The organism is Herbiconiux sp. UC225_62 (assembly GCF_042694625.1).
In the GTDB taxonomy this organism is placed as follows: Bacteria; Actinomycetota; Actinomycetes; order Actinomycetales; family Microbacteriaceae; genus Herbiconiux.
Map to the genome: position 1 here is coordinate 1957687 of NZ_CP170551.1, position 25685 is coordinate 1983371.

A 25685-nucleotide genomic window follows, 5' to 3' on the forward strand; every position below is an offset into this window, starting at 1 on the left:
TTACTCTTTCGTGTCGGGCTGACCGGTGACGGCCGATGAGGTGGACAGTGCGGCGAGTGCTTCGCGGTTGGTGCGGTAGACGGGCTCGTCGGTGAGGAGGCCGAGGGCACGCATCCGGTCGACGATCTGCTGGCGGGGCCGGCTGTAGGCGATCTGGACACGCTCGGTGGCAAGCCAGTGGATGAGGGATTCGAAGGCCTCGGCGCCGGTGACATCGATGTCGGTGACGGCTTCGAGGTCGAGCACCACGTGCTGCACGTCGGGTGTGGTGCTCACGGCGCGTTTCACGGCGTCGCTGAACACCGATCCGTTGGCGAAGAACAGGGGCGCGGCGAGCCGGATGACGATCACGCCGGGTGCCGTGGCCGTGCCGGTGGGTGCCGGGTCGAGGAGTGACGAGCCGGGCTCGTCGTCGGCCGCGAGGACGTCGATCGCGGGGGAGGAGGCCCGTTTGGCGAGGTTGATGAGGGCGAGCACGAAGGCGATGACGATGCCCGGGATCGCGCCGATGAAGAGCGTGGCGAGGAAGCAGACGGCGCCGATGACGAACTCGAACCGGTCCTGCTTCCACAGCTGCCGGAAGTCCGCGACACCGAGCAGGGGGAGGATTGCGATGCCGACGATGGCGCCGATCGCGGGGGAGGGGATGTGCTCGAGCAGCCCGGTGCCGAACAGGAGCAGGAGCAGGGTGCCGACGGCGGCGACCAGGCTGGGGAGCTGGGTGCGGGAGCCGGCCTGATCCATCGCCGCCGTGCGCGACGTCGAGGAACCGACGGCGAACCCGCCGGTGGCGCCGGAAGTGATGTTGGCGGCGCCGAACGCGAGCAGGTCGCGGTTCGGGCTGGTGGAGTAGCCGCGCTTCTCGCCGTAGCTGCGGGCAACGAGCAGGCCCTCTGCCATCGTCACCATCGTGAGGGCGATGCCGGAGGGGATGAGGGCGAGCCAGGTGCCCCAGTCGAGGATCGGCCAGGTCAGCGTCGGCGGTCCGGCTTCGACGGGCCCGAGCACTGCGACGCCCTCCTGCTCGAGCCCGGTCGCGACGACGATCACGGTGGCGGCGATCAGCACGATCAGCGCCCACGGCACCGCCCGCGCGATCCGCCGACCGACGACGAGGACGGCGACTGCGACGGCGGCGATGAGCACCGACCAGCCGTTCAATGTCGGCAGGCCCCCTATCAGGCCGGCGACTTTCTCGACGAATTCACCGCCGGAGTCGATCTTCACCCCGAGCATCTTCGCGAGCTGGCTGACCAGGATGTCGAGCGCGAGGCCGCCGACGAACCCGACCAGGATCGGTTTGGAGAGGAAGTTGGCGAGGAACCCGAGCTTGAACACCGCGGCGAGTACGAACAGCACCCCAGAGATGATCGCCTGTGCCAGGGCCATGGTGACGTAGTCGGCGCTGCCGGCGACGGCGAGGCCACCGATGGACGACGCGACCAGCGCGGCCGCGGCCGCGTCGGGGGAGGCGACGAGCTGCCTCGATGACACGACCAGGGCGTAGATGATCGCCGGGACGACAAGCGCGTACAGGCCGGCCGTGGGGGGCAGGCCGGCGATCTGCGCGTAGCCGATATTCAGCGGAACGGCGATGGCCAGCAGGGTGACGCCGGCGATGGTCTCGGTGGCTGCGTTCCGCCAGGTGAGGCCGGCCAGGGGCCGGCTCAGTCGGGGTATGGGGTGTGAAGACCTGATGTCAGACCTCCGCAGACGGGGTGAGGGGTGGTGTCGGGATCTCGGATGTCACGGTCGATCGCACTCCGGCCTTGTCGAGCGCCAAAGCTATGGCTGTGATCACGGGCGACACGATGGTGGGGGCGGTGAGCGGGTGGTGCCAGAACCGCACCAGCAGGGTGATCCGGCCGGCCTCAGCTCCTTGAACCAGAACCGCGACGGGCTCCCTCTTGTGGACGCCCTCGACGGCGTGGGCAGCGTCGACGATGACGGCGGTGAGCTCGTCGAGGCGGCGGACAGGAGCGGCGGCGCGGACTTGGATGTCGGAGCGGCGGTGCCCCAGCTCGGAGTGGTTGACGAGCGGACTTTCGAGCATCTGCGCGTTCGGGATGTGCACGGTGCGGCCGTCACGGGTGACGATGACGACGCTGCGGCCGTTGAGCTCTTTCACGCTTCCTACGTAGTCGGCGACGGCGATCTCGTCGCCGACCTTGATGGGGTGGCGGGTCTGCAGCACGATGCCGGCGGCGAAGTTGTTCGAGACACCACGCAGCGCCAGCACGATGACCGCGCCGACGATCAGGGCGACGGCGATCAGCGGCTGGATGGATGCGCCGAGGAACGCGAAGCCGATCCCGATTCCGATCAGCAGGATGGCGTAGCGGACGATGCGCGCGGTGAGGATGGCGGCGCCTTCGGTGATGCCCTGCAGCTTCCGGAGAACCGCGAGGGTGCCCTTCTTGGCGAAGACCGACACGATCCAGGCGATCACGATCGACGCCGCGGCGAACGCGAGGTCCCAGCCGCTGATCGTGGGCGATGCGAGGAAGTCGCTCACCTCCGGGGGAATCGTGCTCACCGCCTCAGACCCTCCGTCCGAGGCCGGCGCTCAGTACGACAGCAGGGTCGAGAGCGCCTTCTGCAGCTGCAGCACGGCGATCACCAGGATCAGTGCCGCGTTCAGCACGCTGGTGTGCGAGGCGATCCAGCTGCGCACCCGGCCGAGCACCGGAGCCGCCGCCTCGCCTCGTACCAGCACGAGGATGACGGGCACCGCGATGGGCAGCACCGAGATCACACCGAAGATCACAAGCACCCAGACGTTCGATGCGGTGCTCAGCGCCGCGAGCCGCAGGTCCAGGGCCGCCAGCACGGCGCAGGACAGGTCGACCGGGTTCAGGATGAAGATGCCAAGGCCCAACGCGAACGAGCGCGCCGGGGTGAAGGCGTCGATACTCTTCAGCCAGCCCGGGAGCTGCGGAGCGGCAGCGGTCACCTCGGTTGGGGTGGTCGCCTTCGCCATGGCGACGGTGCGGGCGTGGCCCTTTCGGTAGGTCCACCAGGCGGCCACTCCCAGCAGCAGGCTCAGGAGCAGGCGCACGATCGGCACCCAGACAGGCGGGGCATCGAGCTCGTGTAGTTCCAGCAGCCCGAGTAGCCAGAACGACGCTCCCAGGCCGATCGCCACGGCCACGATCCAGCCGGCCAGGAACGCGATCCCGTTGGCCCGGGCGAGTCGGGACAGGAGCACGGCAACCAGCGCCATGATCGCGAGCGGGCTCATCACGATCCCGAGTGCGAGGGGGATCAGCGAGAGAATCAAATCGGCCATGGTATCCGTCCTGAACACGGCATCGTGCGCGGTGTGCGAATGGGTGACGCTCACGCATCCTGCCGGACCTCGAGGATCTCGAGACCCATGTCGGCGATGCGGTGGAGCAGGCCGTGCAGTTCGGTCTGGTCGTGCAGCACGCCGGTGAGCAGGGTGATCGTGGGGCTGATCTCGACGGCGGTCATCTCGGGGAACGCAGCCGCGAGATTGTCGGAGCGGGCGTACGGCAGCCGGATCTCGTAGCGTCTCACACCGCGCCTCCCGTCGTGTCCGTGAGGCCATTGTGGAGACTGCCGAGCGTCGGCGCCTCACCTACAGCGGGTGACTCCTCGCCCGGTCACAGCAGATTCAATCTTTGGGCAGCGCTGACGGCGGCACTGCGTTCGGTGACTCCGAGCTTTTGATAGATAGCTCGAACATGGGTTTTGACCGTGTTGGCGCTGAGGTGCTGGCGGCGGGCGATCTCGGCTAGGGACTGGTGGGCGGGGAGCTCTCTCAGGATGTCGTGCTCACGGCTGGTCAACCGGACAGAGAGTGGAGAGTCCGCTTGAACGGGGGAGTAGGCGCCGATTCGTCTGATGACGAGCTGCGCGAATTCCTCTAGATGCCCGAAGTGCCCGGACCGGGATGCGAGGAGGGTCGCGCCTTCGTCGTGGCGAGCTCGAAAAGGCCGGATGGTGCGGAAGCGCTTCGCGTGCGCGGCGGCCGCAGTGATGCGGCGGTCGGCCTCGACGCGCTTCCCGGTCGCCTGAGCGTGCGCCGCAAGCAGAAGCCAAGCTCCGACCATCGCGCCGGCATGCCACGATTTCAGCCCCGCGGTGGTCGCAGAGAGCAAACGCTGCTCCCGGTCGTCGGTGGCACGCACGGCGGGGTCGAGGAGATACCGGGCAAGCTGCAGCTCCAGAGATGTGGAGCCGAGGAGTGGTTCAGCGAACGCGGCGAAGTCGCGTGCTGCGGAACGCCCGTCGAGCTCGAGTCGGATGCTCGTTAGACGCAGGAGCGAGGCGGCGACCAGACGCGGGTACCCGCGTCCGGAGGCTCTAAGAAGGTCATCGAGCTCATCGGCCGCCTCCCGTGGATCGCCACTGTCCAAGGCTTCGAGCAGTTGCAGTGCGCGGGCAGGAGCACGGAGTCCGAGCGACCCGCTGGCGCTATCTGTCTCGACGATGCCGGTGAGCTCGTCTGCGGGCAGGGGAAGGCACCTTTGGTACTGCCGAGAGGCTGCGACGACGGTGGCGGCTGCTCGCGCTCGATCGATCAGTGACCGGCTGAATTGCTGGGCGCGATCGGTCATGGTGTCTTCGATGAGGGCGGCTTCTTCCCAGGAGCCATCAGCGGAAGCGGCGTCGGCGGCGAACACGGAAACTTGCAGCGCGAGCCACACATAGCCGGCGGTGTGTGCCGAGTCGGCGACATGGTGGAAACAGTCGATAGCAGCTCGGGTGCTTCCACTGAGCTTCTGTACCCACCCTTCGGCGGCTATGCAGAGCAGATCGAGGCCGAAGCATTTTTCGCGCGCAATCGTGCTGACGGGCGAGTCCAGGCGGGTCCGATATGGTGCGGTTTCCGAGGCAGTGGTTGCGGCCAGTACGTGCAGCGCGGTGAGCAAGGTTGACCAGCCCGTATCGGCGGAATCGCGGTCTGCAGCATCGGCCAGCCGGAAGGTGCGGGCGGAAGCGTATCGGTCGGCGAACGGGATGCTGATGAGGAGTTGGCTGGTGTGTTCTGCCAACCCCTGGTCTGCGGAGGGCAACGCGTGAATCGCGGCAAGCACGGGGGCGCTGTGACCGGTGAGGATGAGGTCGATGGCGAAGGTGCCGATCACACTCTTCAGGAGATTGACGTCACCGGATGCTGCGGCGTGCTGCAACGCCTCCTGCCCGTCACCGCGGCGGGCGAACCACCGCGCCGCGTGTTGGTGGCTGAGCCGGGCGGTGCGGAGGTCCCGGTTGCGTGCCTCTGCTTGGAGGAAGTTCAACAGCACAGGGTGGAATGTCACTTCGCCGGTTGTGATCGACAACAGCTGGAGACGGCGCGAGAGGGTGTCGAGTATCAGGCCGGCACCGGTGTCACGAGTGAGTTCGGCGATGAGCTCCAACGGAACGCGTCCGTCGACGGCAGCGGTAAGGAGGAGACTCTGCTCCCTCGCCGAGCACATGCCGAGAACCTCGGATGCGAGGTAGTCGCCGATGGCTCGGTTGTCTCCCACGAAGTGCTCGAGTTGAGCGGCCGGGTCCGGCGACGCCGCGAGCAACGGCAGCACCAGCACCAGCCCCGTGCTCCAGCCGCCGGTGCGGTTCGTCAGAGAGTCGATCGCAGCTGGCGGAAGCATGACCCCGTGGGAGGCGGCCAGCTCGTTGCATTCGTCGGTCGTGAACGCCAGGTCATCGGTTCGGAGCTCCAGCAGCAGTCCGGTCGCCGCGAGGTGGGACAAGCTGGAACCCGGCTGGAATCGCCCCGCGACGATCAATCTCAGTCGATCGTGGCTGGGCAGTGAGTCGAAGAGAGCATCCGCGATGTCGGCGGGCACGAGATGGAAATCATCAACGACGATGATGTGGTCGCCGAGATGGGCGGTGAGTTCCTCCACCTGGCCGGCAAGGTCGTCACCGGTCAGCCGGGCGACGGAGAGACCTGTGTCCCGCAACTCTCGCGTCCACTGGTCGAGGAGGGTGGTCTTGCCGGTTCCCGCACCGCTCCACACAGCGAGGGCACGAACTTCCGCGCCCCTCAGAGCGTCAGAGGCGGCGGTCATACGAGGTCGATCGATGACCTGACCGGCAACGGAACGGGGCCGAACTCCCGAGACACGTATCTGTTCTTGCTGTTGAGCCACGAGTCCCCCAAACACGTCGATGACCGGTGCGTTCGGGTACGCCACGCCAGGTTAGCGCTGACACTCACCGGATCACCAGCGGATTTCCGAGAGTTGGGTAGTTCGTCATCCAGCCATATGGGTGAGCCCGTTCCCGACGATGACCACGCCGACCATGATCACCACGACGCCGGTAATGATGCGTTGGTTTCGCTGGAGCCACCCGCGGGCTTGTCGGAGCCGCGGTTCCATTGTTGCGGGGCGCGCCAAGGTGAGGATCACCGGCACTGCCACCGAGGAGCAGCTGATTGCCGTGTAGATCGCCAGTCCGATCACGCCTTCTCCTACGGTCGGTTGTGGGGCGCTGATCGCGATGCCCGCCGCGGCAGCGAGGAGGAGGGCTTTGGGCCGGAAGTTGAGGATGACGCCCAGTGCGGCAGCGGGCACCCACCCGATACCGGTCAGTTTGTCGGTCCATCCCGGGGATGTGGCCGGTTTTGTCTTCCGTGCGATCACGACCACACCGAATGCCACGAGAACGACGCCGATCACCGTTTCCGCTGCACCGAGAAGGGGCACGGTCACGGCCGATCGTGAGGGTGATGCCGCGGAGAGGCCGAGGCTGAACCCAGCCGCGACTATGAACAGTCCGACTGTCCAGCCGAGAAGGTAGGCCAGCGCGGACCCCCGTTTCTTCCCTGACAGCAGCAACGCAATCATGGCCAGCAGCGGCACGGTGCTGATCGCTGCGGCGACAGAGATCGGGATCAGCGCCCCGACCGCGGCCAGGCCGCTCATTCGGGTCTCCGATCGCCGGTCAACCAGCGGCCGAACGCGGCCCGATCGTTGGACTCCAACAGGATCATCCGAGCGAGAAGGGTCATCGGTATCGACAGGATCGCACCGAGCGGGCCGAGTACCGCCGTCCAGAACACCACAGAGAAGAACGTGAGAGTCAGGTTCAGCCGCACGGCCTGGCTGACGAACCGCGGTTGCACGAACGTCTGCAGAACAACGTTGATCACGCAGTACGCAGCCAGCACCACGAGGGCCGTTCCCCACCCGCTCGTGACGAGCGCAAGCAGCACCGGAGGAACGAGGCCGATGACGAAGCCGATGCTCGGGATGTAGTTGGTGACAAACGCAAGTACCGCCCACACGAGTGCTCCCGGAACTCCGAGCCCCCACAGCACGAGCCCGTCGAGAAGGGCGACTGCCGCCCCGAAGACGGTGTTGATCACGTAGTAATGGCGAACCGATGACCCGTATCCCGCGAAGGCCGCGATCGGGAGGGGCAACCGAGTGCGGAAGCGGTCGGCGATGTCGTCGAGGAGGCGGGCGTCTACGGCCATGAAGATGATGTACGTGAAGACGAAGGCCAGCGCGACCACCAGCGAGAACAGCACGCCGCTGAGACCAGCGACAGCCGACGCGAGCGAGCGAGGATCGATCGAACCTTCGTCGATCGAGAATCCGAGTCCGTGCAGCAATGACGTGACCGCATTCGCGGCATCGGCAAGCTCGTCACTGTAGTCGCTGATTAGCCGATCAAACTGGCCGAGGCCGATGACCACCAGTGCCAGAATCCCGGCCAGCACCAGCCAAGAGACGGCCACCACCGCACCGATCGCCACCCCGTTCGGGAATCTCCGCGCGAGTAGTGCCCGGCGAACAGGATGAACCGTCACCACGACCACAAGGGCAAGTAGTGCCGGGGCGAGCACATCCCGTCCGAGATGCAACCCGATCACGGCAATGGCCGCCGCCGCGAGAACGACAAGAGTGCGACCGGCGGGCGAGAAGCCGGCCGTCGCGCCGGGGGCCCCAGTCATCCTGCGACGGCGGTCGCCGGGGCGGTCATGCCAGCAGCTTGGCCTTGGCGGCGGAATACTCCGAATCATCGATCGCACCCTGGGCGTGCAAAGCACTGAGCTTCTGTAGTTCGACGATCAGATCAGAGGACCCGCCGGCGGCTGGCGGGGCGGGAGTCGCCGACTGGTACTGGGCGGCGGCGGTCGCGGCCGCTTGGTCGATCTGCGCCTGCTGCTGCTGCGCCTCGTACTGGTCGCGCTCGGCGTCCTCCTGAGCGCGGCGCTGTGAGCGGCGCATGAGGCCGCCGGAGACCGCGGTCGCGGTGCCGGCGACGACAGCGGTGCGGGCGGCGAGGCCGAGCAGGCCCGGTCGGCCGAATCGTCTGAACAATGGCATCGAGAACTCCTTAGTTGATGGTCGCGGCGGCGGCGTTGACGACGTCGGCGGGAATGCGGTCGGCGTGGATGACCTCACCACCCGCAGCGCCGGCAGCGAGGGTGAGATTCTTTAGCCACACCGACTCGATCGCCAAGAGGAGGGCGCTCTCCCCAGCGGGCAGGGCCGCGGCGAGGTGCAGAGCATCCTCATCGGAGGTGATTCCCTCAGCGGCGAGGACCAGTGCCCCGAGGTCGTCGTCAGAGAGTTCGGCGAACGTGAGCTCGCCGGTGACCGCACGGTCGATCACGACGACGTCCAAGAGGCGCACTCCGCTGGAATCGAGCTGCGATCCCACCACCGACAGCACGGCGGCAACAGCGCTGTCGTCCGGAATGAGAATCACCACGAACTCGATCGGGCCGTACTCATCAGACACGTGTCCGTCCTCTCGTCAGGATCGCCGCTCAGGCGATGAAACCAGGTTCGCTCGCACCCGGTCGCGGAACATCGCCCGCAAGAGGTGATATGCCCGACGGCGCCCCCGCTGATACTGGGCAGACCGAACGGTGTGGAGGAGCGAGATGGCGTGGTGGCGCAAAAGGGATGACCCCCAGCTGTCTCCGGTAACCGCTCCGCCCGCCGTAGCAGAGCCGGTCAATCCACCCGCTAAGCCGTATCGGGCGGCCATGATCCTCGCCGGTCTGGGCGGAGCGACTGTCACGGCGTTCGGGCTGTTCGCCATCCAGAGCTTCTTCGCCCCCGTGTTCCTCGCGCTCATCCTCACGATCTGCGTGCATCCGCTCCGACGCGCCCTCGAGCGCCGCGGAACTCCCCAAGGCATCGCCACCGGAACGGTCATCGCCGCCGTGTTCATCCTGCTCGCCGCATTCGTCGCGGCGCTGGTGATCGCCTTCGCGCAGTTCGCCGCTCTGCTCCCGCAGTACGCGCCGCAGATCCAGGCAATCGGGCAGAGCATCGCCGATGCCCTTGCAGTGGCCGGACTCGATCAGCAGCAGATCCAGGCCGTCGTGGCGAACCTCGATCCGAGCCGGCTGGTCGCGTTCGTCGGAGGCATCCTCGGCTCGGTGACGAACATCGGCTTCGCGCTGGTAATCATCCTGACCACCCTCATCCTGATGGCGATGGATGCGACGTTCATCCCCACCCTGTTCCGGCAGGTCGACGCGGAGCGGCCGGCGATGATCACCTCGTTGCAGTCGTTCGCCGGTGGGGTGCGCAAGTACATGGTCGCCACCACCGGACTGGGCATCGCGCAGGGAGTTCTCAACTGGGTGGCTCTCATGATCCTGGGCGTGCCCGGCGCGTTCCTCTGGGGCCTGCTGGCATTCCTGTGCAGCTTCATCCCGAACATCGGCTACTTCATCGCCATCGTCCCGCCGCTGGTGTTCGGGTACTTCACCGGCGGATGGGGGACCGTGATCGCCATCGTCGTGATCTACGGCGTCATCAACGCGGTCGTGCAGTCGATCATCCAGCCGAGGATCGTCGGCAACGCGGTCGCGCTCAGCCAGACCATCACCTTCGTCTCGGTGCTGTTCTGGGCGGTGGTGATCGGGCCCATCGGCGCGATCCTGGCCATCCCGCTCACCCTGCTGGTGCGCACCCTCCTCATCGACTCCGACCCTGCCGCGCGCTGGTGGCGCCCCGTCATCGGCGACTTCTCCGAGACCAAACTACTCATGAAAACCGAAACCGACCAGGCGAAGCTTCGCCGAAATCTGAAAGGAACCAGTCACCATGGCTGATCTGATCGTCATCTCCTTCGACTCCGAGACCCAGGCCGAAGCGGCCTACAACGAGATCCAAGTGCTGCAGAACGACCTCGTCGTCGAGCTCGCCGGCCTCGCCCTGGTCAAGGTCGACGGAGAGGGCAAGACCCACGTCGAGCACCCCGGCGCCGTCGGCAACATCGGCCTCGGAGCGGCCGGGGGAGCGCTCTTCGGAACCCTCATCGGCATCCTGTTCTTCATCCCCTTCGTCGGCCTCGTCTTCGGCGGCCTGTTCGGCGCTCTGTTCGCAGGCATCGACAAGACCGGCCTGAACGCTGAGTTCCGCGACCGCGTCAAGAGCACCGTCACCGCCGGAAAGTCGGCCGTGGTGCTGTACGCCACCAAGCTGACCGAGGACAAGTTCGCCGCCGCGATCGCGCCCTATGGCGGCACCGTCGTGCAGACCTCGCTCTCGGCCGAAGACGAGAAGGCCCTCATCCACGACCTCGACAGCGCCAAGTAGCACGACCCCCACGACGTCGATCGATCGAGTCGGATGACGCTCTCCGAGCCCCCAGCCAGGCCAGCCGCCACCCCCACGCGGCTGGCCTGGCTGGCCCCAACGCTGCACGGCTACCGTCGGTCGTGGCTCCGCCACGATCTCGTCGCCGGGATCTCGGCTGGAGCCGTGGTGGTGCCCCAGGCGATGGCCTACGCGACCATCGCGAACCTGCCCGTGCAAGTCGGGCTCTACTCGTGCATCCTGCCGATGCTCGTCTATGCGGCGCTCGGCGGATCGAAGGCGATGAGCGTCTCGACGACATCGACCATCGCCACCCTCACCGCCACCACCCTTGTCACGGCCGGCGTCGCGACCGATTCGTCCGACCCGCCGCGCGACCTCATCACCCTGACCCTGCTGGTGGGCGTGATCCTCGTGCTGGCGTGGCTGCTGAAGCTCGGCAGCCTGGTTGAGAACATCAACCAGGCCACCCTGATCGGACTGAAAGTGGGCCTCGGCGCCACCGTCGCGCTCGGCCAGGTGCCGAAACTGCTCGGGGTCGACATCGAACCGACCGGCAGCGGCTTCATCCGCACCGTCATCGCCACCGTCGAAGCGGTACCGGACATGAATCTGCCTACGGTGCTCCTGTCGCTCGGGAGCCTCGCCGCGCTCGTGCTGATCCGGCGATTCGTCCCGCGCGTCCCTGGGCCGCTCATTGTGGTGGCGGCCGGCATCCTGCTCACCGGGCTCGCGCACATCGACGATGCCGGCGTTCGACTGATCGATCCGGTGCCCACCGGGCTGCCGCTCCCCGTTCTGCCGGCGCTCGACAACATCGGCGCCCTGCTGCCCGGCGCGTTCGCGATCGCCGTGATGGCGTTCCTGGAGTCCGCGTCGGTCGCCCGCGGCATCCGGCAAGCCGGCGAGCCCCACGTCGACAGCAACCGCGAGCTGTTCGCCACGGGAGCGGCAAGCGTCGTGGGGTCGTTCTTCCAGACCCTTCCCGCTGCCGGCGGTTTCTCGCAGAGCGCCGTGAGCCAAAGCGCCGGCGCGAAATCGCAGCTCGCCGGCATCGTCACCGCAGCCCTCGCCATCCTCGTCGCGGTGTTCCTCGCCCCCGTGCTCGGGCTCCTGCCCCAGGCCACCCTCGCGGCCATGGTGTTCATCGCCGTGATCGGCCTGATCGACGTGCGCGGACTCATCCGACTGGCCCGGCTTAACCGGGCTGAGTTCTGGATCGCCGTCGTCGTCGCGCTGATTGGCCTCGCCGCGGGCCTGCTCGCCGCCGTGCTCGCGGGCGTCGTGATCACGCTCGGGTTGGTGCTGCGCGAGCTGAACCGGCCCCGCATCCGGACCGACGACCCGCAGCCAGGCGTGATCGTGGTGACGCTGCTGTCGCCGCTCTACACCGCGAACGTCCTGAGCACCTTCGCGGCCATCCGCGACGCCTCTGAGTCGCGCGGCGGGGTGACGACGGTGATCCTGGATGCCTCGATCCTGCAGGTGACCTCAGTCACCGTTCTCGACGCCTTCCGCGACCTCGACCGGGAACTCGCCGAGACCGGAGCGCGGCTCGAGATCGTCGCACTGCCTCCGGCAGCACTCGCCCTGGCTCGCAGAACCTCCTGGTGGCGCAGCATCGAGTCAGAAGAGAGGGCGGCGCCAACGGTGGACGACGCCGTTATCCGCCATCACACCCGACACGACGTGGACGAAGGACTCGATACGTGAACACCGCCCCACCGATCGCTGCCATCGTCTACAACCCGACCAAAGTCGACCTAACGGCGCTCCGGACCGCGGTCGACGCCCAGGAGGCCGAGGCCGGGTGGGGGCCGTCGCTCTGGCTCGAGACCGCGATCCACGGCCCCGGCCAGGGCGTCACCCGAACGGCCGTGCCCTCCGGCGCCGCTGTGGTGATCGCGGTCGGCGGTGACGGAACGATCAGGGCGGTTGCGGAAGGGCTCCGCGGTAGCGGAGTGCCGCTCGGTCTCGTGCCGGCCGGCACGGGCAACCTGTTCGCCCGCAACCTCACCCTCACCCTCAACGACCTGACCGGCGCCATCGCCACCGCGTTCACCGGCGAAAGCCGGCCCGTGGACCTCGGACTGGTCAAGCTCGCCGACGACGGGATCGTGACCGAACACGTGTTCCTTGTGATGACCGGGCTGGGGATTGATGCGCGGATGATCGACGACACCGACGACGTGCTCAAGAAGAGGGTGGGATGGCTGGCCTACGCGCGAGCGGTCGCCGCCGCGCTCCGCCAAACCCGGCAGCTCACCGGCCGATACCGGCTCGACGGAGCGCCGCCGCGCGGAGTGCGTGCCAACACCATCATGATCGGCAACTGCGGACTCCTGCCGGCCAACATCCTGCTGCTGCCCGACGCGGAGGTCGACGACGGACTGTTCGAGGTGGTGCTGCTGCGACCGACCAGCCCATGGGGATGGGCCCAGATCATGGCGAAGGTGTTCTGGGAGAACGGAGCCCGGCGCCGAACCGCTCCTGAGCATCGAGGTGCCGTTCACGAGGTGCGCTCGCTCCGGTATCGACTCGGCCGTCGCATCGACATCCGGCTCGACGAACCGCACCGAGTCGAGATCGACGGCGACGGCTTCGGAACCGCCGACGCGGTGAGCGCCTGGATCGAACCCGAAGGACTGACCGTCCGAGTTCCTGGCCTCATCTCACCCACAACGGGTGTGTCCGCGGCTGCTGGCCGGCATTAGACAAGGACCAAAGGCGTTCCGCGTCGGTGCGCCCCGTACACGTCGAGGAGTGTCATGTCCGATCTGCAGCGTTCCAGTCTTCCGATCCCCGATCTGGCTTACACGGGCACGGTCACCTACGACGCGACCGATCCCGACACCAAGTTTCCGCCGATCACCCCGGTGCGGCCGCCCGAGGGTGCGCCCAATGTGCTTGTGATCCTGATCGATGACACCGGGTTCGGTGCCTCGAGCGCGTTCGGTGGGCCGGTGCACACCCCGAACTTCGAGCGGGTCGCCGCCGCGGGTCTGAAGTACACCCGCTTCCACACCACGGCACTGTGCTCGCCGACGCGCGCCGCGCTGCTGAGCGGACGCAACCACCACACAGTCGGCATGGGGGGCATCACCGAGATCGCCACCGCCGCCCCCGGCTACAGTTCCGTGCGCCCCAACAACTGCGCACCGCTCGCCGAGACGCTGAAGCTCAACGGTTACAACACGGCCCAGTTCGGCAAATGCCACGAGGTACCGGTCTGGCAGGCCAGTTCCATCGGCCCGTTCAACGGGTGGCCGAGCCCCGGCAACGGCTTCGAGCACTTCTACGGCTTCATCGGCGGCGAGACCAACCAGTGGTACCCCGCCCTGTACGAGAACACCACCCCGGTCGAACCGTGGGGAACACCCGAGGAGGGCTACCACTTCATGGGCGACATGACCGATAAGGCCATCGCCTGGGGCCGCCAGCAGAAGATCCTCGCCCCCGACGTGCCGTCGTTCGTCTACTTCGCGCCCGGGGCCACCCACGCGCCGCACCACGTGCCCGTCGAGTGGGCCGACAAGTACAAAGGAAAGTTCGACCAGGGCTGGGACGAGGTGCGCAAGGAGACCTTCGCCCGCCAGCTCGAGCAGGGTGTCATCCCCGCCGACGCGGTGCTCACGGAGCGCAGCCCAGGCATTCCCGCCTGGGACGAGATGAGCGACCTCATCAAGCCCGCGCTCGCCCGCCAGATGGAGGTCTACGCAGGCTTCCTCGACTACGCCGACCACCACGTCGGCCTGCTGCTCGATGCCTACGAGGAGCTCGGCATTCTCGACGACACCCTCGTCTACGTCATCATCGGCGACAACGGCGCCAGCGCCGAAGGGTCGATGCACGGCACGACCAACGAGGGCTTCACCATCAACCACATGAACGAGATCGAGACCGAGCAGTACGTCGCCGACCACATCGACGACATCGGCACCCCGCGCTCGTACAACCACTACGCCGTCGGGTGGGCGCACGCCATGGACACCCCGTACCAGTGGACCAAGCAGGTCGCCAGCCACTGGGGCGGCACCCGCAACGGCACCATCGTGAGCTGGCCCAACGGGGGAGTGGAGAAGGGCGGCATCCGCAACCAGTTCACCCACGTCATCGACGTCGCCCCCACCGTGCTCGAGGCCGCCGGCATCCCCGAGCCGTCGACCGTGAACGGGGTCACGCAGCGGCCCTACGAGGGCACCGCGATGAACTACACCTTCACCGAAGCAGATGCGGAGGCTGAGGAGCGGCACACCACCCAGTACTTCGAGATGGTCGGCAACCGGGCCATCTACCACAAGGGCTGGACCGCGGTGGCGAAGCACAAAGACCCCTGGCTCGGCTCCGACCACGGCCTCGACGACGACCGGTGGGAGCTGTACGACGTCGAGAAGGACTGGACGCAGTCGAATGATCTCGCCGCCCAGGAACCGGAGCGACTCGCCCACCTGCAGCAGCTGTTCCTCATCCAGGCCGCTCGCTTCAACGTGCTCCCGCTCGACATCCGCACCGCCGAGCGGTTCAATCCCGACCTCGCTGGCCGCCCCACGATGGATCTCAGCAATTCGCAGAAGTTCTATCCCGGCATGAAGCGGCTCAGCGAGAACACCACCATCAACATCAAGAACAAGTCGTGGACGGTCTCCGCCCAGGCGACCATCCCCGACGCGGGAGCGCAGGGCGTGATCATCGCCCAGGGCGGTGCGTACGGCGGATGGTCGTTCTACGCCACCGACGGCAAGCTCGCATTCGCCTACAACCTGCTCGGCATCGCCGTGGACATCGTGCGATCAGACAGCCCGGTCCCCTCGGGGGAGCACGAGCTACGGGCGCATTTCGCCTACGACGGCGGGGGCCTGGCCAAGGGCGGCACCGTCACCCTGTTCGTCGACGACGAGAAGATCGGCGAGGGCCGCGTCGAGAGAACCATCCCCTTCCAATTCACATTCGACGAGACCGTCGACGTGGGGCTCGATCTCGGCTCCCCGGTCTCACCCGACTACGGGGCCACCGGCAACGCCTTCACGGGCGCGCTCGAGTGGGTGCGCATCGACCTCGGCGATGACGACCACTCCCACCTCATCGACAACGAGCACAAACTCGCCGTGGCGATGCTGAAGCAGTGACAGCAGACACGGACCTGCCGTCGTGGCGGGATACCTCGACCCGGCGCGCGATCCTCGACTTCGTCGACGCGATCGCCGTCGGGCCTGAGGCGCTGCCAGCGGCCGAGCGGGTGGCGGTGTTCGACAACGACGGCACGCTCTGGACCGAGAAACCGATGCCAACCCAGCTGCACTTCATCGTGCAGCAGTGGGCAGCGGCCGCTCGTGCCGATCCGGCGCTGGCTGAGAAGCAGCCATACCGGGCCGCGCTCTCCGGCGATCTCGCGTGGCTCGGCGCAGCGATCGACAAACACTACGCCGGCGACGACTCCGACCTGCAGGTGATGATCGCCGCCATCCTCGGTACGACCGCCTCAGTGAGCGTCGACGACTACCAGCGCACCGTCGCCGCCTTCTATCGCGACGCGGCGCACCCGGTGCTGAATCGGCCGTACTCGGAAGTTGTCTATCAGCCGATGGTGGAGCTGCTCCGGCTGCTCGAGGCACACGAGTTCAGGTGCTACATCGTGTCCGGCGGCGACCGCGACTTCATGCGGCCCATGAGCACCGCCAACTACGGCATCCCGCCCGAACGGGTCATTGGATCGGCTGTCGGCCTCAGCTACGACGAGGCGAGCAACGATGTGCGCTACGGCACCACCTTCGGCTTCCTCGACGACGGACCCGAGAAACCCGCGCGCATTTGGAGCCGCGTCGGCCGCCGCCCTGTGCTCGCCGCCGGCAACTCCAACGGAGACGTGCCGATGCTCCGGTATGTGCAGGCGCACCCGCGCTCACTCAGCCTGCTCGTGCACCACGACGACGACACCGGCCGCGGTGACCAGCCCTACGACAAGGGAACCGAGCTGGCCCTGGGTGCCGCCGCCGCATCCGGGTTCACCGTCGTCAGCGTGCGCGACGACTGGGCATCGGTCTTCCCCGCGGGCTGACTCCGGGGTCAGCTGGCGCAGCGGAAGCCGATGTGGGTGGCGGCGGAGTCGATCGATTGGGAGGAGCGGGCGGCCGGGCGGTAGCGGCGGCAGTATTCCGGGGCGCAGAGGTGAGATCCGCCCTTGATGACCCGGGTCGTTGCCGCATCGCCGCCTGTGTCGAGGAGCGCCGCGCGACCACCGCGCTCGGGAACGACCATGCCGGGGGGCACGTGCCGCGGGGTGAACGGGTCGCTGCTCCACTCCCAGACGTTCCCGATCATGTCGACGAGCCCGTAGCCGTTCGCAGGATATGACCCGACGGGGGAGGTGCCGCCCCACCCGGTGCTGCGGTAGGGGAAGGCACCCTGCCAGGTGTTGGCCATCACCTCGCCCGCGGGCATCCGCTCGTCGCCCCATCCGTACTCGGCGCCGTCGAGCCCGCCCCGTGCCGCGAACTCCCACTCCGCCTCGGTAGGGAGTCGCCGGCCCGCCCACACGGCGTACGCCTCGGCATCCTCGAACGCGACGTGCACGACGGGATGTTCGTCCAGACCGTCGAGGGTCGAGCCTGGGCCGGTAGGCGCGCTCCAGTGCGCCCCGGGCTGCCAGCGCCACCAGGCGCGCCAGTCACCGAGGTCGACCGGGCCCGTGGTTGGTGTAAACACGAGCGATCCCGGCACTAGATCCCCCGGATCGGCGCCCGGAAAGTCGGCCGGGTCAAGCTCGCGCTCGGCGACGGTGATGTATCCGGTCTCCGCGACGAACGAGGCGTACTGGGCGTTGGTGACCGGACGCTTCTCGATCGCAAACGGGCCCACCTCGCGCAGATGCTGCGGGCTCTCTTCGGCATAGTGAGCGTCCGACCCCATGCGGAAGGCGCCGCCAGCAAGAGCGACCAGTTCGGTGAGAGCCACAGCGCCAGCCTAGACAACCACCGGGCTGGTCAGACCTCTGAGAAGTTCATCCAATCGCGGTATCGCCCCAACCGGGTGAGGTGCACGCGAGCCGCCCATGGTCTTCTCGTAATGACGGGCGGTCGGCGCGCGAGAACGGATGGCACATGACCGAGAACGCATTGATGAGAGAGCGCGGCTGGTGGGGGCTCTTTGCCGGAATCATCCTCGCCGCGCTGATCGCCTACCCACTCTCTGCAGCGGTCGCGTTCGCGACGCATCCACGAACTCAGCGGCTGTTCGGCGATGCGCTGGATGACGCTGGCCGTACAGGGTTCCAGGCATTCTGGTGGATCATCGCGCTCCTTCTCGCAGCTCTCCCCTTCGCGGCGGGATTCGCGGTGGCCCGCCTGACCAAACGTGGTCTACAGATCGTGGCGGCAGTCGTGGCACTGCTGGTGATCGTGATCGTCGTGCTCGCGCAAGCCTTCGTCTACTGAGCGATGAGTGCCGAGGCGTCCCGATAGGGGATCGTGCACCGGACGCCGCCTAGACACATCGACACGCCGCCGCGGTGGGTCTCATTTGACCCGTCCGAATAGATTCCGGTGATGGGGGGATGTACGAGACGGCCCCTCGGCACTCAGTTCTCTGGGAACTGGTGCCGGCGGCCCTCGTCGTGACTCGCCTCGACGTGAAGCGGCTCTTGCGTGTCGCCTTCGTCGTTGAGGTCGTCGTCACTCGCGGCCGTCGCTTCAATCATGAGCGTGACCTGCTCCATCACCTCGAGCGGGCTTTGTTGAGCCATCTGGCTTTGCAATGCTTGCACGGCCTCATCGTTAGGGACTTGTACTGAGGAGAGGACTCGCCACTGTTCCTCCGCTATCGACAGCCCGGAAACCATCGCCCTAAACCGGGCATACCATTCCTCTGCATTCATCACTGGTTTCAGATTGGCAAGGTCGGAGCCGGGCGTGGCTTCGTCAACAATCAGCACCGGAGTTTCAGTAACTCGATGGTGAACCGATTCGGGTGGGAGAGAGTCGCCCTTCTGCCCGCGGACTTGATTCCAAAAAGACTTCACGGCGGGAATCGCGCGCTCTTTGACTAGGCGTTGAATATGAGGGGCTGCTTTTCTGACAGCGACATATCCGCCAATAGCCACTGCCGTGCTCGCCGCGAGGACAGCCAACACCAGGAGGGCGCCGGCGTCACCGTCGTCTTGGTCGTCAGGGGCCGTGGACTCCGTGTACGTCGGCTCCTCGCTCGAGTCGTCCTCGTTCTCCGGGAAGAACGTGGCGTGGTCGGCGAGCTTTCCTTCGCTGTCAAATAGCAGCTGGCTGAGACCGCCGTCATCAGATTTACCCGGGGTCAGGGAGTCGTCGTACTCGAATCGCCCATAGATGCTCGCCATCATGCCCCCCAGTCTTGGACGACCAGTTAACACCACGGTGAAGCCGCGGCCGGCTTGATACCTGCTCAGCATGTCTTGCAACCTTAGGGCTGCGACACACCGAGGTTGCGCGACAGTACTGTTGGTCGTGCGGTCAGCGTTCTTGACACCATTCGCGTAACTAAACGTCGTCATGACGATTTCCTGCGCCTTTGCGGCTGAGGCTAGACGCCAGCACTGACGAAGAGCGCCTGTGTTGTCCGGCCGTTGCTACTAAACAGACGGCCGGCATGCACCTTCGACAAGGACAAGCAGGATCGCGGGGAGGGGGCGAATAGGCCGAGCTAGCCCGCGCCTACACGCACGAGCCGATCAATGTCGCCGTCGACGGCTCCGGCACCTGCCTCAACCTGCTCGACCGGCTGATCAGCCGCGGCACCGGCATGGGCGGCAGCATGGAGCTCCTCAACATATCTGCGATACAGGCATGCCTAACCCGGCACCGCCGCCATCCACTAATCCGCCTCATACACCGCGTTCGATGTCCTCGAGGAATGGAGCCAATGCTGAATCCTTATCTGGTCATCACCGGCCACGAAAAAGCCGAGATGTAGTGCAACGAACTGGCGGTCGCTGGTATCGGAGGGCTCGTCATCGAATGCGCACGAGAGTCCTCCCCATTGACGGTCAGTTCGATCGTCGATGCAGGAGGGGGAGCAACTCCTCCCACAGGCGGGGAAGCGCCCTGATCGATCGTCGACGACGGCGACGCCAGCGACAAGATCGCTGCGTAGCGTATCCGGTCTAAGGTCATCCGGCCGGTCGACACCACGATATGACCATTGCCGCGGTCCGACCTTGCCGCAAGTGCTGGACTAATACAGTCTTGTAACAGCTGGATCAGATTGCTTTGGTGACCAATCTCATCCCTTGATGGCTGCAAGTAGTCATACCTCGCCGTTTACTGATTCGCCTGGACAGGCTGACTAACCTGCGGCGCCACCTACTCTGTGCACAGATGCTCACCAATATAGGCAATGTCGTCCTCAGACAGGCTCAAGTCAACTGCGCGAATTGAATCCAGGATGCTTTCCGAGCGGGAGGCGCCCGGGATCGGGATGACGGTCGGGGACAGCGATAGCTCCCAAGCGAGAACGACTCGCTGCGGGCTGACCTCGTGCCGGTAGGCCACATCCACGAATGGCGCGAACTTCTCGCCGAGGTCACTAGACCGCCCAATGCCGCCCAGTGGACTCCAGGGAAGAAAGGCGATCCCGAGCTCGGCGCACAGATCGAGTTCTGCGCGACTCGTCTGGAACGCAGGTGAGAATTGGTTCTGTACCGAGGCCAGGCGCCCATCGAGAACCCGGTTGGCTGTCCGTATCTGAGTTGGATCCGCGTTTGAGATTCCGGCCATCTGGATGACCCCCTCTTCGATCAGTTCTGCCAGGGCTCCGATGGTGTCTTCATACGGGACGGAGGGATCGGGGCGGTGGTGCTGATAGAGACCGATGGCGTCCAGTCCGAGTCGCGATGCAGACGTCCGGGCCGCACGCTTGATGTGATCGGGCCTGCCGTCGAGGATCCAGTTGCCATCAGGGGTACGGAGGTGGCCACCTTTAGTGCCCACGAGAATGCTCTGGCTGTCCCCGCCCCAGGAGCGAAGCGCCTCGGCGATGAGGGCCTCATTATGGCCAGTCTCGTCAGATCCGGCCTCGGTCGCTCCGAGATGGTAGGCATCCGCCGTGTCGATCAATGTCACACCGGCGTCCAGAGCGGAGTGGATGGTCGCGATGGCGCGGCCTCGGTCGGGGCGGCCCTCGATGGACATCGGCATCGCACCGAGTCCGATCGCGCTCACCTCGACAGTGTCGATCGTGCGCCGCATCACAGGGTCATCCCCTCACCGAAACCGACTTCGCGCAGGAGGGCCGACGATGTCGCCGAAGCGATGCGGCCATACTCCTCCGACGTCATCTCCTCCGCACGATCGGTGAAGATCTCCGGCCGATCGACCGGACGTGTCCCTTCGCCAGGACGGCTTGAACGAATTCGGTGAGTGGGAGTTCGCCCTCACCAGGAAAGAGGCGATACCTCATGCAGTCATCGATGAGACTCACGGATGCCGGCTTCGCGCCGGCGTCCACGAGTTGAAGGGTCTGCAGAAATTCGCCCGGGATCGAGGCGAGCATCTCTGGCGTCGAACCGGCCCGGTAGAAATGCCATGCGTCGAGGATGATTCCCGCGTTCCGCGGCAGCTCGGCATCGGAGATGAGTCTCCAGGCGTCCGTGACGTCCCAGCAGCCGAAGAACGGCATCGGCTCGATCTCCACCCGGAGGTCTCGCGTCCACGCCTTCGCGCACAGCTGAGCGAAGCAGTCCGCCAGCCGCGATTGCTCGACGGTGTCCGCGTCGTACCCGGCGCACACGACGATCGAGCCCACCTCCAGGATGTCGCAGATGTCCAGCGAGGTGTCGACAGTCGTGGCCCAGCGCCGCCGGAGCCCCTCGTCGACCTGGTCGTCCAGACGTCCGGACACCGGCGCCCACGACCAGAGGGAGTCCAGGAACCCGAACGCTACGCCGCGATCCGCAGCGTAGCGGCGCATGTCTTTGGCCACCATGCCCGAGGCGACGGTATCGGCATAATTCTCGGGGGAGACCGCCATTCTGGAGAACCCGCCCGCCGCAGCGGCGTCCACCTGCTCGCGGAAGGGCCGGTTCCGGATCGAACCCGACCAGAAATCCAGCGGGACGGTGCCCGATCCAGGAGCTTCGATGCTCATGCGCTCGCCTTCTCTCGTGTGATTCAGTGGGCCAGGAATCCGCCGTCGACCGGGATGGACGCGCCGGTGACGAAGGAGGACAATCCGGAACCGAGCCAGACGACGGCCTCGGCTACATCGCGGGGCTGACCGATCCGGCCGATCGGATGCTGCTGCACCACCTTCGCGATGAACCCCGGCTCGCGTGCTTCGATGCCCTCTACCAGGGGTGTCTGGATCAGCCCGGGAAGCACGGCATTCACCCGCACGCCGCGGCTGGAGTACTCCATCGCGGCTGCCTTCGTCAGCCCGATGACGGCGTGTTTGGAAGCGATGTAGGCCGATTGGCCCGATGCGGCGACCACGCCGAATGACGAGGAGGTGTTGATGATCGATCCGCCACCCCGCCTCAGCATCTCCGGGATCTCCGCCTTCATGCACAGGAAGACTCCCGTGAGGTTCACCCCTAAGAGTCGCTGGAACTGTTCCTCGGAGGTGTCTGCGAGGCCGGGTCCGGCCAGCTCGACGCCGGCGTTGTTGTGCGCGATGTCGAGCCCGCCGAACAACTCCACGGTCTGCTGCAGAAGGTGCTCTATGGAGCCGAATTCGGTCACATCCGACTGCACGAAACGAACCTCGCTCCCGCCGCCCGCGTATTCCACGGTCTCGCAACCCCGGTCTTCGGAGAGGTCTGCCACCACCACTCGGGCGCCGTTCTCGACGAGCGCCTTCACGGTTTCGCGACCGATGCCGCCGCCGGCGCCCGTCACGAGAGCGACCTTGCCACTCAATAGGTCTGACATCCTTCTCCGTTCGCTGCCTCATCGCAGCGTCTGCGCAGTCAGCCAGCCAGCTAGCCAGACAGCTGACCGACTAATGCGTTGATTTCTTAACACACTAGTCACAAACCAATCCGCCGCGTGCCGCGATCTCATCGACGGCATCGATAGTGGCTATCGCAGCGAGGTCCTTGTCGGCCGCTGGCTCCGCAGTCACTGTGGATGCGGAGACGGCGGCGCCGCGTGCGCTCATCGCGTCTCGGCAACTCCAGCAACTCCAGCAGAAAACGAGGATGACGCAGTGGTTCAGCACAACACGAACGCGGGGCCGGAACAGCAGATCCCGCCGGTCACTCCGTCGCACGCGCACGATGAGGATCTGCTGAGGATGTACATCGCTGAGTGTTCCAACTGGGGCCGCTGGGGGAGCGATGACGAGGTCGGCACCATGAACCTGGTCGGCCCGGCCGAGCGGATCGCCGCCGCACGGACGATCCGCAAGGGAATCTCGATCACCCTCACGCTGCCCTACGACCAGAACGGCCCTCAACCGGGTGGGTTCCGCAGCAATCCGCAGATCTTCGTCACGGCCTCGGGTACGGACCACACCTCCGGAGCCCAGGATCCGCTTCCGGCCGGTTTCGGCGCCGCCCGGGGATTCGGCTTCTCGGACGACGTGCTCGTGATGCCCACGCAATCCGGCACCCAGCTGGACTCGCTCTCCCACATCTTCTGGGAGGGCCGGATGTGGAACGACCGGCCGGCGAGTCTGGTCGGCAGCAAGGGAGCGGCGGCGAATGGCATCGAGAACTTGACCGGCCGAGTCGTGATGCGGGGCGTGCTGGTCGATGTGGCCGCCCATCGTGGCGTGGAGTCCCTCGCGCCCGGAGAAGCGATCCTGCCCGAGGAGATAGACGCGATCCTGAGTTCCCGGGGAGTCGAGGTCGGTGCCGGAGACGCGTTACTCGTGCGCACGGGCTTCTTGAAGGCACGGCGCGGGACGTGGGGTGATTTCGCCGGCGGTGACGCTCCCGGCCTCTCGCTGCACATGGCGCCCTGGCTGCGTCGCCACGACATCTCCGCGGTGGTCACCGACACCTGGGGTGTCGAAGTGCGTCCCAACGAGATCGGCTACTTCCAGCCCTTGCACATCGTGTCCCTCGTCCACGGCGGGATCGTGTTCGGGGAGATGTTCGATCTCGAGGCGCTGGCTGAGGACTGCGCTGAGGACGGCGTGGACGAGTTCATGCTGGTCGCCTCACCACTCCCGCTCACCGGCGGTTCCGGTTCGCCCGTCGCTGCCGTGGCGATCAAGTAGGAAGTACGACGTGTTCGAGCCATTTCCCGGAAAATACGTATGGAACCTCTCTGTGGGCCTGGCGCTCGCCGTCGGGGGGCAGATCGGCGAGGTCGACCGAGCCGTCCGATCCCTCGCCGACCGGATCGGGGACGACGACGATGCCGCGACGCTGGCCTTCTTCGAAACCTGGTGCGCCCTCGCCGATGGAGTCACCGAACTCGCGCACGAGGACGAGCGTGCGGGCCGGTTCCGAAGCGCCGGCCTCAAGCACGCCCGAGCGTCTGTCTACTACCAGACCGCTGAAAGGATGCAGGCGCACGGATACGCCCCTCGCGTCGAGGCCTATCGGAAGGCCCTGAGGGCGTTCTGGCGATTCCTGGAGCTGTCCGGCGAACCCGGGGAGCTCGTTCGTATCCCGTTCGGCGAGACCTCACTGCCCGGCATCCTCGTCCGGCCGGAGACGGATGAGCCCGTCGCCTGTGTGCTGTTCTTCAACGGTCTCGACAGCACCAAGGAGCAGATCTACGGCACGGGCACCGCTCAGGAGCTGCGACGCCGCGGCATCGCCACGCTTATCGTCGACACGCCCGGTGCGGGGGAAGCTCTGCGCCTCGGTGGCCTGACAGCCGTGCCGGAGTCGGAGACCTGGGCGGCAGCGTGTATCGATTACCTCGAAATGCGTGACGACATCGACGACAGAAGAGTAGGGATGCTTGCCTGGTCGCTGGGGGGATACTACGGCCCGCGCGCAACTGCGTTCGAGCCGCGGATCAGCTTCGGCGTTGCCTGGGGAGCCAACTACGACTGGGGAGAGGTGCAGCTGCAGCGGCTCAGGAACGAGGGCGATCGACCCGTGCCTCACTACTGGGAACACGTGCGGTGGGTGTGGGGAGCGGACAGCCTCGACGACTTCCTGGAGATCGCTCCCCGGGTGACGTTGCGCGGCATCCTGGACCGCATCCGAGTGCCCTTCCTCGTCGTGCACGGCGAACACGACCGGCAGATCCCGGTGCGCTACGCCCAGCTGCTCTATGACGACCTGATCAACTCGCCCTCACGGGAACTGAAGATCTTCACCGATCGCGAGGGCGGCGTCGAGCACTGCAGCATCGACAATGTGCCGGTGGTGCGCGACTACATCTGCGACTGGATCGAGCAGACCGTCAGGTCGCTCGAGAGCCAGACCGACGTGACCGGACAGGCAGTCCCGGCATGACCGCGTCGACCACGATCATTACTGGAGGCGCGGGCGGAATCGGTTCCGCGACGGCGCGAAGGCTTCTGACGGCCTCCGATGAGCGTCACGTGGCGCTGGTGGATCGCACGACCTCCGTCCTTCCCCACGACCTCCGGGACTTCGAGCCCCGGGTGCGACTGTTCGAGGGTGACGTCACGGATGCCGACGGCGTGGCGGTCATCGCCGAGCGGATACGGGATGACATGCCGCCCGCGGACACTCTCGTCAACGGAGCCGGAACGGTGCGCAACGACGACAGCATCGACATCCCGCTGACGGCCTTTCGCGAACTGATGGCGGTTCACGTCGACGGAACCCTCCTGTGGTGTCAGCACCTCGCCAGTATGCTGGATGGCCGACCCGGCGCCATCGTCAACATCGGGTCGATCGCCGGTCAGTTCGGCCATCCGCGCCGGATCGCCTACGCGGCGGCGAAGGCGGCGGTGCACTCGATGACGAAGACTCTCGCGGTGGAGTGGGCAGGCCGTGGTATCCGGGTGAACGCGGTGTCTCCCGGCTACATCGAGACGCCCATGATGCAGGAAGTCGCGCGCATCGGGCTGGTGGACACGTCGGTCGCTGCGTCCCTGGCGGCGATGAAGAGGCTCGGCAAAAAGGAAGAGGTGGCTGCCGGGATCGCTTTCCTGCTCGGTGACGAAGCCGGCTTCATTACCGGTCATGTCTTGAACATCGACGGAGGGTTCGCCGTCTTGAAGGCCGAATGAGCACGGTCG

24 protein-coding genes are annotated in these 25685 nt (G+C 66.3%); 10 read left to right on the forward strand and 14 right to left on the reverse strand.

Annotation, left to right across the window (positions count from 1 at the left end):
* The 9 genes from ACFJGU_RS09420 to ACFJGU_RS09460 all read right to left on the reverse strand — a co-directional run bounded on the left by ACFJGU_RS09420 (position 1) and on the right by ACFJGU_RS09460 (position 8730).
* Positions 1 to 1713, reverse strand: a complete 1713-nt coding sequence (locus ACFJGU_RS09420; RefSeq protein WP_382310323.1) for a SulP family inorganic anion transporter — start codon at positions 1711 to 1713, stop codon at positions 1 to 3.
* Positions 1700 to 2536 (reverse strand): mechanosensitive ion channel family protein, encoded by an 837-nt coding sequence (locus ACFJGU_RS09425; RefSeq protein WP_382309740.1) that lies wholly within the window; start codon positions 2534 to 2536, stop codon positions 1700 to 1702. The genes ACFJGU_RS09420 and ACFJGU_RS09425 overlap by 14 nt, the downstream gene beginning before the upstream one ends.
* A 30-nt stretch (positions 2537 to 2566) precedes the next feature.
* On the reverse strand, positions 2567 to 3289 hold the full coding sequence (locus tag ACFJGU_RS09430) for a GAP family protein (RefSeq protein WP_382309742.1): 723 nt from the start codon (positions 3287 to 3289) through the stop codon (positions 2567 to 2569).
* Positions 3290 to 3339: 50 nt separating this feature from the next.
* Entirely contained in the window at positions 3340 to 3540 is a 201-nt protein-coding gene (locus ACFJGU_RS09435) for a hypothetical protein (RefSeq protein ID WP_382309744.1), read from the reverse strand.
* An 86-nt stretch (positions 3541 to 3626) separates the two neighbouring features.
* Entirely contained in the window at positions 3627 to 6170 is a 2544-nt protein-coding gene (locus ACFJGU_RS09440) for a LuxR C-terminal-related transcriptional regulator (protein WP_382309746.1), read from the reverse strand.
* A gap of 60 nt (positions 6171 to 6230) precedes the next feature.
* Positions 6231 to 6902: a GAP family protein gene (locus ACFJGU_RS09445; protein WP_382309748.1), complete on the reverse strand. Its 672-nt coding sequence runs from the start codon at positions 6900 to 6902 to the stop codon at positions 6231 to 6233.
* The gene (locus tag ACFJGU_RS09450) at positions 6899 to 8005 is read right to left on the reverse strand and encodes an AI-2E family transporter (protein ID WP_382309750.1); all 1107 of its coding nucleotides are present in this window, start codon (positions 8003 to 8005) and stop codon (positions 6899 to 6901) included. Before ACFJGU_RS09450 ends, ACFJGU_RS09445 begins: the two co-directional genes overlap by 4 nt.
* Positions 7962 to 8312 (reverse strand): SHOCT domain-containing protein, encoded by a 351-nt coding sequence (locus tag ACFJGU_RS09455; RefSeq protein ID WP_382309751.1) that lies wholly within the window; start codon positions 8310 to 8312, stop codon positions 7962 to 7964. The genes ACFJGU_RS09450 and ACFJGU_RS09455 overlap by 44 nt, the downstream gene beginning before the upstream one ends.
* 10 nt (positions 8313 to 8322) lie before the next feature.
* A complete protein-coding gene (locus tag ACFJGU_RS09460; RefSeq protein ID WP_382309753.1) occupies positions 8323 to 8730 on the reverse strand; it encodes a DUF6325 family protein in 408 nt (135 codons plus the stop codon).
* Between the two features lie 250 nt (positions 8731 to 8980).
* Between ACFJGU_RS09460 and ACFJGU_RS09465 the strand changes: the two genes are divergently transcribed.
* Genes ACFJGU_RS09465 through ACFJGU_RS09490 form a run of 6 tightly spaced genes read left to right on the forward strand, consistent with a single transcriptional unit; the run spans position 8981 to position 16602 of the window.
* Entirely contained in the window at positions 8981 to 10060 is a 1080-nt protein-coding gene (locus ACFJGU_RS09465) for an AI-2E family transporter (RefSeq protein ID WP_382309755.1), read from the forward strand.
* Entirely contained in the window at positions 10053 to 10547 is a 495-nt protein-coding gene (locus tag ACFJGU_RS09470) for a DUF1269 domain-containing protein (RefSeq protein ID WP_382309757.1), read from the forward strand. Before ACFJGU_RS09465 ends, ACFJGU_RS09470 begins: the two co-directional genes overlap by 8 nt.
* Positions 10548 to 10580: 33 nt before the next feature.
* Complete coding sequence (locus ACFJGU_RS09475; RefSeq protein ID WP_382309759.1) at positions 10581 to 12260, forward strand: SulP family inorganic anion transporter; 1680 nt, start codon at positions 10581 to 10583, stop codon at positions 12258 to 12260.
* A complete protein-coding gene (locus ACFJGU_RS09480; RefSeq protein ID WP_382309761.1) occupies positions 12257 to 13261 on the forward strand; it encodes a diacylglycerol/lipid kinase family protein in 1005 nt (334 codons plus the stop codon). Before ACFJGU_RS09475 ends, ACFJGU_RS09480 begins: the two co-directional genes overlap by 4 nt.
* 54 nt (positions 13262 to 13315) lie before the next feature.
* On the forward strand, positions 13316 to 15673 hold the full coding sequence (locus tag ACFJGU_RS09485) for a sulfatase-like hydrolase/transferase (protein WP_382309763.1): 2358 nt from the start codon (positions 13316 to 13318) through the stop codon (positions 15671 to 15673).
* Positions 15670 to 16602, forward strand: coding sequence for an HAD family hydrolase (locus ACFJGU_RS09490; protein WP_382309765.1), 933 nt, complete (start codon positions 15670 to 15672; stop codon positions 16600 to 16602). The genes ACFJGU_RS09485 and ACFJGU_RS09490 overlap by 4 nt, the downstream gene beginning before the upstream one ends.
* A gap of 8 nt (positions 16603 to 16610) precedes the next feature.
* Here the strand turns inward: ACFJGU_RS09490 and ACFJGU_RS09495 are convergent, their stop codons facing one another.
* The gene (locus ACFJGU_RS09495) at positions 16611 to 17483 is read right to left on the reverse strand and encodes a formylglycine-generating enzyme family protein (protein ID WP_382310325.1); all 873 of its coding nucleotides are present in this window, start codon (positions 17481 to 17483) and stop codon (positions 16611 to 16613) included.
* A gap of 161 nt (positions 17484 to 17644) precedes the next feature.
* On the opposite strand from ACFJGU_RS09495, the gene ACFJGU_RS09500 reads away from it, so the two are divergent.
* On the forward strand, positions 17645 to 17977 hold the full coding sequence (locus ACFJGU_RS09500) for a hypothetical protein (RefSeq protein WP_382309767.1): 333 nt from the start codon (positions 17645 to 17647) through the stop codon (positions 17975 to 17977).
* Positions 17978 to 18120: 143 nt separating this feature from the next.
* Here the strand turns inward: ACFJGU_RS09500 and ACFJGU_RS09505 are convergent, their stop codons facing one another.
* From ACFJGU_RS09505 to ACFJGU_RS09520, 4 genes are all read right to left on the reverse strand, one after another.
* Positions 18121 to 18894: a hypothetical protein gene (locus tag ACFJGU_RS09505; protein ID WP_382309768.1), complete on the reverse strand. Its 774-nt coding sequence runs from the start codon at positions 18892 to 18894 to the stop codon at positions 18121 to 18123.
* 979 nt (positions 18895 to 19873) lie between these two features.
* Positions 19874 to 20758: an aldo/keto reductase gene (locus tag ACFJGU_RS09510; RefSeq protein ID WP_382309770.1), complete on the reverse strand. Its 885-nt coding sequence runs from the start codon at positions 20756 to 20758 to the stop codon at positions 19874 to 19876.
* Positions 20759 to 20843: 85 nt separating this feature from the next.
* Positions 20844 to 21656 carry a sugar phosphate isomerase/epimerase family protein gene (locus tag ACFJGU_RS09515; protein ID WP_382309771.1) on the reverse strand — a complete coding sequence of 271 codons (813 nt, stop codon included), beginning with the start codon at positions 21654 to 21656 and terminating at the stop codon, positions 20844 to 20846.
* 23 nt (positions 21657 to 21679) lie between these two features.
* Complete coding sequence (locus ACFJGU_RS09520; RefSeq protein WP_382309773.1) at positions 21680 to 22438, reverse strand: SDR family NAD(P)-dependent oxidoreductase; 759 nt, start codon at positions 22436 to 22438, stop codon at positions 21680 to 21682.
* Positions 22439 to 22715: 277 nt separating this feature from the next.
* Here ACFJGU_RS09520 and ACFJGU_RS09525 point away from each other — a divergent pair, with 277 nt between their 5' ends.
* From ACFJGU_RS09525 to ACFJGU_RS09535, 3 genes are read left to right on the forward strand one after another with little or no spacing between them, the layout of a single operon-like run.
* Positions 22716 to 23732, forward strand: coding sequence for a cyclase family protein (locus ACFJGU_RS09525; protein ID WP_382309775.1), 1017 nt, complete (start codon positions 22716 to 22718; stop codon positions 23730 to 23732).
* Between the two features lie 10 nt (positions 23733 to 23742).
* On the forward strand, positions 23743 to 24930 hold the full coding sequence (locus ACFJGU_RS09530) for an alpha/beta hydrolase family protein (protein ID WP_382309776.1): 1188 nt from the start codon (positions 23743 to 23745) through the stop codon (positions 24928 to 24930).
* Positions 24927 to 25676, forward strand: coding sequence for an SDR family NAD(P)-dependent oxidoreductase (locus ACFJGU_RS09535; protein WP_382309777.1), 750 nt, complete (start codon positions 24927 to 24929; stop codon positions 25674 to 25676). Before ACFJGU_RS09530 ends, ACFJGU_RS09535 begins: the two co-directional genes overlap by 4 nt.
* Positions 25677 to 25685 lie beyond the last annotated feature (9 nt).

Bases quoted from the DNA above. Each gene is read 5' to 3' on its own strand.
- ACFJGU_RS09465 (WP_382309755.1), top strand. From the start codon at position 8,981: ATGATCCTCGCCGGTCTGGGCGGAGCGACTGTCACGGCGTTCGGGCTG.
- ACFJGU_RS09505 (WP_382309768.1), bottom strand. From the start codon at position 18,894: ATGATGGCGAGCATCTATGGGCGATTCGAGTACGACGACTCCCTGACC.
- ACFJGU_RS09470 (WP_382309757.1), top strand. From the start codon at position 10,053: ATGGCTGATCTGATCGTCATCTCCTTCGACTCCGAGACCCAGGCCGAA.
- ACFJGU_RS09450 (WP_382309750.1), bottom strand. From the start codon at position 8,005: ATGATTCGGAGTATTCCGCCGCCAAGGCCAAGCTGCTGGCATGACCGC.
- ACFJGU_RS09445 (WP_382309748.1), bottom strand. From the start codon at position 6,902: ATGAGCGGCCTGGCCGCGGTCGGGGCGCTGATCCCGATCTCTGTCGCC.
- ACFJGU_RS09430 (WP_382309742.1), bottom strand. From the start codon at position 3,289: ATGGCCGATTTGATTCTCTCGCTGATCCCCCTCGCACTCGGGATCGTG.
- ACFJGU_RS09515 (WP_382309771.1), bottom strand. From the start codon at position 21,656: ATGAGCATCGAAGCTCCTGGATCGGGCACCGTCCCGCTGGATTTCTGG.
- ACFJGU_RS09485 (WP_382309763.1), top strand. From the start codon at position 13,316: ATGTCCGATCTGCAGCGTTCCAGTCTTCCGATCCCCGATCTGGCTTAC.
- ACFJGU_RS09455 (WP_382309751.1), bottom strand. From the start codon at position 8,312: ATGCCATTGTTCAGACGATTCGGCCGACCGGGCCTGCTCGGCCTCGCC.
- ACFJGU_RS09510 (WP_382309770.1), bottom strand. From the start codon at position 20,758: ATGCGGCGCACGATCGACACTGTCGAGGTGAGCGCGATCGGACTCGGT.
- ACFJGU_RS09475 (WP_382309759.1), top strand. From the start codon at position 10,581: ATGACGCTCTCCGAGCCCCCAGCCAGGCCAGCCGCCACCCCCACGCGG.
- ACFJGU_RS09535 (WP_382309777.1), top strand. From the start codon at position 24,927: ATGACCGCGTCGACCACGATCATTACTGGAGGCGCGGGCGGAATCGGT.
- ACFJGU_RS09500 (WP_382309767.1), top strand. From the start codon at position 17,645: ATGACCGAGAACGCATTGATGAGAGAGCGCGGCTGGTGGGGGCTCTTT.
- ACFJGU_RS09520 (WP_382309773.1), bottom strand. From the start codon at position 22,438: ATGTCAGACCTATTGAGTGGCAAGGTCGCTCTCGTGACGGGCGCCGGC.